Source organism: Lactobacillus sp. HBUAS51381 (assembly GCF_012641095.1).
Taxonomy (GTDB): Bacteria; Bacillota; Bacilli; order Lactobacillales; family Lactobacillaceae; genus Levilactobacillus.
Window position 1 is genome coordinate 1 of the sequence record NZ_JAAVSC010000053.1, and the last position, 8598, is coordinate 8598.

Genomic DNA, 8598 nt, shown 5'->3' on the forward strand with positions numbered 1-8598 from the left:
AAAATGCTTAAGTTACTGAACCGCCGTATACGGAACCGTACGTACGGTGGTGTGAGAGGTCGGTAGCCGAACTAATCGGCTACCTCCTACTCGATTATGGTAAAGTGTTTAGCGGGCGTTAGCCGCTTGGATAAAGTCTTCAATCGACTCGGCCGGAACGCCCTGAGCAATCAAGGCACGTAACGGCATGTTGAGGAACATTTGATCTTGTAAAACAGTCGGTTCACCGTTGGCATCGGTCGCACTTAACAGGCTATTTCCGTGTCGGTCGGCTGACGCAATCACGTGTTGCTTGAAGAGCGCCAACAAACGTGGGGTGGTAGCGACAGTGGTCAAATACGTCTCATCCGTGAGGGGTGCCGGTGAGTTCTTGAAGTCCATGGTCAACTTCGTCTGCAGGCGAATATCTCGTGAGGACTGACCAATCATGATTTCATAGTCGCCGGAATCGGCTTGCCAGCGGTGCTTACCCTGATGCCACCAGCTGAAGTCTTGGCGGTTAAGGGATAACGTCACCGACTTGGTTTCGCCCGGTTCAATCGCTAGCTTGGTAAAGCCACGTAATTCCTTGGTCGGCATTGGGGCGTGAGACGTGTGGTTGGCCACGTAGAGTTGTGGCACCGCTTGTCCGGCCCGATCGCCGGTATTGGTGACGTCGAACGTCACTGTGGCGCCGTGATCAGTTTGCTTAACGGCCAAGTTCGTGAATTCAAACTCCGTATAGCTTAGCCCGTAACCAAAGGGATAGAGGACGTGCATTTCGTGAGTGTCGTAGTACCGGTAGCCCATGAAGATACCCTCGGAGTAAAGTTCGTGACGTGGGTCTTGCGCAAAGGTCGGGGCCATCGGTGTATCGGTTAATCGAATGGGGAATGTTTCTGTTAGGTGACCGGAAGGATTGACGGCCCCCGTCAGAATATCCCAGGTGGCTTCCCCGACGGCTTCTCCTGCGAGGTAGGTTTCAACCACGGCTGCGACCGGATGAATCCAAGGCATCTCCACGGCGGACCCGTTTTGGAGGACAACCGTCGTGTGGGCGTTGAGCTTTGCCAGATTACCAATCAGATCCGTTTGGTTTTCGGGCAGTGTAATCGCCGTTTTGTCGAAACCTTCTGATTCGGCGGCATCCGGGTAACCGGCGAAGATAATCACGTGGTCGGCATCTTTGGCCGCAGTCAGAGCGGCGTCCGCGAGATGATCATCCGTTTCACTTTCGTCCAATTGATAGCCCGGGTAATAGTCCGCCTGTAGCCCCGTATCCTTAAGTGCATCTAAGGGCGTGACTAACTTTGTCGGATTAACGTGCGAACTTCCGGACCCTTGGTAACGGGGATGTTCAGCCAATTCCCCAATGACGACGACCTTGCCCGCTTGATCGGGTTTGAGAGGCAATTCCTGTTGGTGATTCTTCAACAAAATGATGCTGTCATCGGCCAGCTTACGGGCAAAGTCATGGTGGGCCTGATGATCATAGGTCTGAGCGGTCGGGGCCGGTTTCCACTTGTCGACAACGTGGAGTAAGTGTCGAACCGCCTTGTTCAACGTCCCGATATCTAATTCACCGGTCTCCACGGCGCGAATGATTTCATCGACCGAGGCTTGGCCCTTACCTGGCATTTCCAGATCTAGACTGGCTGTTAAGGCTGCGGCATGGTCCGCGACCGCTCCCCAGTCGGACATGATGGCGCCGTGGAAGCCCCATTCGTCACGCAAGATATCGCGCAAAAGATGCCGGTTTTGGGAGTTTAAGACCCCATTCGTCCGGTTGTAGGAGGTCATGATCGTTGCCGGATAGGCGGCCTTAACGATAATCTCAAACGTCCGTAAGTAGAGTTCGCGTAAGGTCCGCGCCGACATATCACTAGAGGCAGTGAAACGCTGGTTTTCGCGGTTGTTGGCGACGAAGTGTTTGACCGAGACGCCGACATGTTGCGATTGGACCCCTTCAACGTAGGCACTGGCTAATTTACCAGCCACCAATGGATCTTCTGAGAGATATTCGAAGTTACGTCCACCCAGTGGCGAACGCTTCAAGTTAACGCCCGGTCCTAATAAGAGACTAACCTGTTCAGCTCGGGCTTCTTCACCCAAGTGTTCACCAAGTTGTTTCATCAACTCCTGATTCCAAGAGCTGGCACTGAGGGCCGCAGCGGGGTAGGTGATGGCTTTTACGGAGTCGGTAAGATCTCCAGCAGAAGCGTTGGGGTCCTGTTTCCGTAAGCCGGAGGGACCATCCGTCATCATCAATGCGGGAATTCCCAAGCGGTCGACGGCGGCCGTGTACCAAAAGTTCTTGCCGGAGACCATAGCGGCTTTCTCCGGTAACGTCAATGCAGCAAGCGTTCGTTCGATGTCCATACGTTCAAATCCTTTCTACTTGTTCAACTTAACTCCAGTATACAGTTTTCCCGTTTGAGATGTTAGTAACCGATTTATTTCTTTTGACAAACGGGTTAAAAGAGTTTATCTTTAATCTTGTGCAATCCAATTCGATTACAAAAAGTAAGGAGGGAAAATCATGATGATGCGTAATGCCAAACAAAACCAAATGATGTTAGCCGCATGTTGCCAATGTAACGTGCTTGTTTGCGTTGCGTTCAATCGTGATTTTCCGGCTAACCAGTAGCACTACATAACGACGACAACAGTAATTGTTGTCACTGTAGGCGGGTTTTCCATCACGATCAACGTGAGGGGAAACCCGCTTTTTCTGTATTCAAAACGTGTTTAGGGGATTGCACACCACTAAATTTGAGGATAAGGGAGCTACGAATTTTATGAAAAAATGGACCAGCATTGGGTTAGTTGCAGCAGTGATTGCGATGGGATTGAGCTTAGCTGCCTGCGGTCAATCTGCCTCGACGACGAAGCCCTCACAAGTCTTGCGGTTACCCGCAACGGCACAGCTCGACACCATTGACTTGGCCAAAGCCACGGGCTACGGCCAGACGGGGAACGTCTTTGAAAGTTTCTATCGGTTAGGCAAGGATGGAAAGGTTGCGCCCGGACTGGCCGACTCTGCCAAGGTCTCTAAGGATAAGAAGACCTGGACGTTCCATATTCGGGATAACGCCAAGTGGAGTAACGGCGATAAGATTACCGCGCAGGACTTCGTCTATTCCTGGCGTCGGACGTTGACGCCAGCGACCAAGGCGTCCTACACGACCATGTTCTCCGGAATTAAGAACGGGGACAAGATCATTGCCGGGAAGGCCAACCCCGATACCATTGGGATTCATGCCAAAAATCAACAGACCGTGGTGATTCAATTGGACAAGCCGATCGCCTACTTTAAGATCCTGATGGCTTACCCGTTATTTGCCCCACAAAACGAAAAGGTCGTCAACAAGTACGGCAAGAAATATGCCACCAAGTCGCAGTACATGGTCTACAGCGGTCCCTTCAAGATTTCTAACTGGAGCGGGACGGGAAACACGTGGTCCTTCGTCAAGAACAATCAGTACTGGGACAAGAAGGTCGTAAAGCTTCAGAAGATTAACTACCAAGTCGTCACGAACCCGCAGACCGGGCTGAGCCTGTACCAAAATAACAAGCTGGACTTTGCACAGTTATCCACGGAGCAGGTCAAGAACTACAAGAATAACAGTGCCTTTAAGGAATACCCGTATTCAATCGTGATTCATTTGAAATACAACTTCAAGGATACGAATCGCGAGAAACGGCGGATTATGAGCAATCAAAATATTCGGCAAGCCATTGCGCTGTCGATCAACCGTAGCCAACTGACCAAGAAGGTTCTGGGAGATGGTTCCGTGACGCCAACCGGTTTCGTCGCGAGTGGGCTAGCAAGCGATCCGAAGACCGGCGAGGATTTTGCCAAGCAACAGGTCGTGAAGAATACCACGACGTACAATCCAACTTTAGCCAAGAAAAAGTGGGCCGCTGGGTTGAAGCAATTGGGAATTTCGAAGGTTAACTTGAACATCATGGCCGGCAACGATGACGTTGCGGCCAGCACCGTGACGCAGTACCTCAAGGGAACCTTGGAGAAGAACCTGAGCGGGTTTAACTTGAAGATCGACAATGTTCCGGCCTCCGTGGCACAGTCTCGTTCGACCAGTGGAGACTTCGATCTCTACCTGTCTCATTGGGGGGCCGACTTCAATGACCCGATTTCCTTCCTGCAGATTCCAGTGAGCTCTAACGCGCTGAATTACGGGAAATGGACCAATAAGCAGTACGATGCGCTGATCGACAAGGCGCAAGGGGCCGATGCCGGCAACGATGAGGCGCGTTGGCAAGACATGGTTCAGGCGGCCAAGCTGATTAACAAGCAACAGAGCTTTACGCCGCTCTACCAGGCCAACTACGCCTATCTCCAACGCAAGGACGTGAAGGGGATCATTCACAACACGGCCGGAACGCAGTGGAGTTATAAGTACGCCTACATGAAGTAAACCAGCGTTAAACTAACCAAGGTTGCCGGTGGGCGTCAATCTTAGCGAGCAAGCTTAACGACTAGATTTTCGATAGCTACCGGTAATGTTGGACCAAACGCCAGCGTTACCGGTCGTTGTCGTTTAACCAGCCACCGAGAACTTTGAGGATTAGGTAAAATCGGGCGGCTTTGCTATGATAGGGAGCGAAGGGGGATGTCACGATGACGATTAAACCAGATGATGGCCGGGATTGGCAAACGGATGGTGTGCAGGAATACCATGCGTATTTTGGCACACCGACCCATGACGATCATGTTTTATTTGAATTGTTGACGGTCGGGGTCTTTCAGGTGGGTCTGAGTTGGCAAGCGGCGGCCAGCAAGCTGCCGGTGTATCGGCGCGTCTTTGCCGAAATGGCCATCCCTCAAGTGGCTGCGATGATTGATGAGGTGGCGATTCCCGAGATTGCGGGCGATGCTGCGATGATTGGCAACCACCGTAAGATTCGGGCCGTTCTGTTGAATGCCCGCGCCATTCTCAAGGTCCAACAGGCATTTGGGAGTTTTAGTGCCTATCTGTGGGCGTTTGTGGACGGGACGCCGTTTCTCTTACCTGCGAAGACGCGCGATGAGCTGACCAATCAGTCTACGCTAGGTAGCGCCGTGGCTAAGGATTTGAAACGGCGTGGCTTTAGCTTTGTGGGACCGGTCGTCACGCACATGTTTTTACTGGCGGCGGGGATTCTGCGCCAGCCAATCTTGGACGACTAATTAAAAATTGCGTGAGAGTTTTTGGTGGTGTGAAACCGATTTTAAAGCAGTCGTGGCGGTAAAAGACCGGTATGACGGGCTTAATATAAAAATATTTATTAAAGGTTTTCCTTGACACCGGATTAAAGTTGCATTAGACTTGCAATTAAATTAAGCGATTGAAAACAATGTGATCAGGAGAGTAACCACCGTCAATGGTTCCAAGAGAGCTCGCGTTTTGCTGAAAGCGAGTAACCCACGGCGGGGTGAAGATGGCCTGAAATGAATTGGCGCTGCTAAGTCCTCGGGATGAAGTGGCGATGCTTGGCACTCATTATCGTGCACGCACTTTAAGGCGCAAGCTGGCGAGTGTTAATGAGGGGTCAGGCAATAGCTGACTTGAATTAGAATGGTACCACGACGGAGTTCGTTTCTATTAATTTAGAGGCGGACTCTTTTCTTTTGGTCACCGTTTTCTCTCGCAGTAATTCAGCAATTATATTTTAAATTGGGATAAAGGGGTTTTTGAGTATGAAGAAATCATTTAAACGCTTTAGTTGGTTACTTGTGTTGTTAATTCCATTGTTAATCGTTGCGGGCTGTGGCAAGTCATCCAGCAGCAGTTCGAGCACCAAGACCGTCAAAGTTGGGATCATGGGTTCCGACGAAAAGATCTGGAAACCGATCCAAAAGAAGTTGAAAAAGGAAGGCATCAACATCAAGCTGGTGACCTTTACCGATTACAACCAGCCTAACGCTGCGTTGACAAATCACGAAATTGATATTAACTCGTTCCAACACACTTACTTCATGGACCAATGGAATAAGGCGCACAAGACCCACATCGTTTCCATCGGGAAGACCGTCCGCGCACCACTACGGCTCTACTCCAAGAAGGTTAAGAACGTGGCTGACATCAAGAAGGGCGACCAAATTACGATTCCTAACGATTCAACGAACGAAGGCCGGGCTTTACACTTACTGCAATCCGCTGGGCTGATCAAGGTTGATTCCAAGGTCGCTTTGCCAACACCAAAGAACATCACGCAAAACAAATTAAACTTGAAGATTACCGCCGTTGATGCTGCCCAGACGCCACGTTCATTGAGTGATGCTACCGGTGCCGTCATCAACAACGAATTCGCTGCTGAAGCTAAGCTGCCAAATAGCGAAACCATTTACAAGGAAAAGCTGAACAAGGCTTCTATCCCGTACGTCAACATCATTGCGGCTAACAAGTCTGATAAGAACAACAAGACTTACAAGAAGATTGTGAAGGCTTACCAATCCGAAGCAACTAAGAAGTTAATCAAGAAGTACTTCCACGGCTTATCCGTTCCAGCTTGGTAAACCGTCGATATAAGTAGAAGCTTTACGACTGGTTAGTTACCATTTGAGTGAACCAACTTCTATGACGAGATGTTCGGGCACTGCGCTGTGCCGATGATGATTTTCCCACAGCACGGTGCCTGAACGCTGTCAGTCGACGTTGCGGGAATCCGGGATTAAGTGATTGTATAGAGAGAAAAAATGCCAGCATAGGGCGAGTAAGGAGAACGAAGATTTGACTAATGAAGCGATAATTCAATTAAAAGACATCGACGTCACCTTCCATAATAAGGGGCAGACCGTCGAAGCCGTCAAAAAAGTCTCGTTAACGGTGGAACGTGGCGACATCTATGGTGTTGTTGGGTACTCCGGTGCCGGGAAAAGTACGTTGGTCCGGGTGATTAACCGGCTTCAACGGCCGACTGCTGGATCCGTAGTCGTTAACGGACAGGACATCTTAAGTCTCTCGTCTCGCGACTTGCGGACGGCGCGAACTAAGATTGGCATGATTTTTCAACACTTTAACTTAATGGCTTCCCGCACGATTGCGGACAACGTGGGCTATCCCCTAAAGGGGCGGTTGACGCATGAAGACCGCAAGAAGAAGGTGGCACATCTCTTGGAACTGGTCGGCCTCAGCGAAAAGGCAACGGACTACCCGGCTCAGTTATCCGGTGGTCAAAAGCAACGGGTGGCCATTGCCAGAGCACTAGCCAATGACCCCGAGATTTTGATTAGTGATGAAGCGACGAGTGCCTTAGATCCCAAGACGACTTCTTCTATTCTAGCGTTGCTGAAACGTCTGAATAAGGAGTTGGGATTGACCGTCGTCTTGATTACCCACGAAATGGAAGCCGTGAAGGAAATCTGTAACAAGGTAGCGGTCATGGAAGATGGTGAGATCATCGAACGCGGTGATTTGGTTTCCATTTTCAGTCGACCACAAAAGCCACTGACTCAGGACTTCATCAATACGGCGACCCAGATCAATCAGGCCCTGGAAAAGATCTTCCGTCAGGCCGACTCCCTCCACCTCAGCGACAGCCAACAGCTGGTTCAGCTGCAATACGTGGGGGCCAGCACCGATGCGCCCCTGATTACCGAGCTGTACAAACGTTATGGTGTGGTCTCAAACATCCTGTATGGGAACGTTGAAATCCTGCAGAATACCCCACTGGGGAATCTGATTGTGGTCATGTCGGGTGAACCGGATAAGCTGGCAGCGGCTTGGCAGTATTGTCAGGATGCTGGTATCAGCATTACCCATCTCAACCCAAACGATTCGGAGGTGGCCTAGATGAATTTATTAACGAAATATTTTCCTAATGCGGTCACGATGAAGAGTGACTTCGTCCAGGCAACGGGTGAGACGCTGTACATGACGGCGATCACGGCCATTGTTGCTGGGATCTTGGGGATGGCGATTGGCATTGGCTTGATTGTCACCCAACCTGGCGGTATCTTGGAGAATCGGGTTGTTTACAACATTCTTGATAAGATCGTCAACCTGTGTCGGTCGATTCCGTTCGTTATCTTGCTGGCCGTGATTGCACCACTGACTCGGATTATCGTGGGAACGGCGATCGGGACGACCGCGGCGATTGTGCCATTGGTTATCGGTTCCGCACCGTTCTATGCTCGGCAGATTCAAAACGCCCTGGCCGAGGTTGACCATGGGGTGATTGAAGCCGCCGAATCCGTGGGGTCTGGTCCGATTGCGATCATCTTCCGGGTTTATCTAAAGGAAGGCTTGGCGGATATCATTCGTTCGTCCGTTCTAACGTTGATCAGTCTGATTGACCTGACCGCGATGGCTGGTGCCATCGGGGGTGGTGGCTTGGGTAACTTGGCCATCAACGTGGGTTACAGTCGGTTTGAAACGGACGTCACCGTCATGGCGATGTTGATTATTTTAGTCATCGTCTTTGCCATTCAGTTAATTGGTGACTTGCTCGCCCGGTACGTGGACCACACCGCCTAGTGGACGGTCTCGTTGGGGTGGCGTAGCCGAAATGAATTTGAATCGAGTAGGAGGTAGCCGATTAGTTCGGCTACCGACCTCTCACACCACCGTACGTACGGTTCCGTATACGGCGGTTCAGTAACTTAAGCATTTTGAA

Annotated in this window: 6 protein-coding genes; 5 read left to right on the plus strand and 1 reads right to left on the minus strand. The window is 50.7% G+C overall.

Features of this window, described 5'->3' with window-relative positions:
* Positions 1-108: 108 nt before the first annotated feature.
* Positions 109-2358: a glycoside hydrolase family 3 C-terminal domain-containing protein gene (locus HEQ50_RS12080; RefSeq protein ID WP_168900748.1), complete on the minus strand. Its 2250-nt coding sequence runs from the start codon at positions 2356-2358 to the stop codon at positions 109-111.
* Between the two features lie 419 nt (positions 2359-2777).
* Here HEQ50_RS12080 and HEQ50_RS12085 point away from each other — a divergent pair, with 419 nt between their 5' ends.
* From HEQ50_RS12085 to HEQ50_RS12105, 5 genes are all read left to right on the plus strand, one after another.
* Complete coding sequence (locus HEQ50_RS12085; RefSeq protein WP_168900749.1) at positions 2778-4418, plus strand: peptide ABC transporter substrate-binding protein; 1641 nt, start codon at positions 2778-2780, stop codon at positions 4416-4418.
* Between the two features lie 203 nt (positions 4419-4621).
* Positions 4622-5170: a DNA-3-methyladenine glycosylase I gene (locus tag HEQ50_RS12090; RefSeq protein ID WP_168900750.1), complete on the plus strand. Its 549-nt coding sequence runs from the start codon at positions 4622-4624 to the stop codon at positions 5168-5170.
* A gap of 510 nt (positions 5171-5680) precedes the next feature.
* Positions 5681-6499: a MetQ/NlpA family ABC transporter substrate-binding protein gene (locus HEQ50_RS12095; RefSeq protein WP_168900751.1), complete on the plus strand. Its 819-nt coding sequence runs from the start codon at positions 5681-5683 to the stop codon at positions 6497-6499.
* 214 nt (positions 6500-6713) lie between these two features.
* Positions 6714-7775, plus strand: a complete 1062-nt coding sequence (locus HEQ50_RS12100) for a methionine ABC transporter ATP-binding protein (protein ID WP_168900752.1) — start codon at positions 6714-6716, stop codon at positions 7773-7775.
* Positions 7776-8459: a methionine ABC transporter permease gene (locus tag HEQ50_RS12105; protein ID WP_168900753.1), complete on the plus strand. Its 684-nt coding sequence runs from the start codon at positions 7776-7778 to the stop codon at positions 8457-8459. It begins immediately after the preceding gene.
* Positions 8460-8598: the final 139 nt, after the last annotated feature.

Coding starts and splice junctions, on each gene's coding strand:
- HEQ50_RS12095 (WP_168900751.1), top strand. CDS start 5,681: ATGAAGAAATCATTTAAACGCTTTAGTTGGTTACTTGTGTTGTTAATT.
- HEQ50_RS12085 (WP_168900749.1), top strand. CDS start 2,778: ATGAAAAAATGGACCAGCATTGGGTTAGTTGCAGCAGTGATTGCGATG.
- HEQ50_RS12080 (WP_168900748.1), bottom strand. CDS start 2,358: ATGGACATCGAACGAACGCTTGCTGCATTGACGTTACCGGAGAAAGCC.
- HEQ50_RS12105 (WP_168900753.1), top strand. CDS start 7,776: ATGAATTTATTAACGAAATATTTTCCTAATGCGGTCACGATGAAGAGT.
- HEQ50_RS12090 (WP_168900750.1), top strand. CDS start 4,622: ATGACGATTAAACCAGATGATGGCCGGGATTGGCAAACGGATGGTGTG.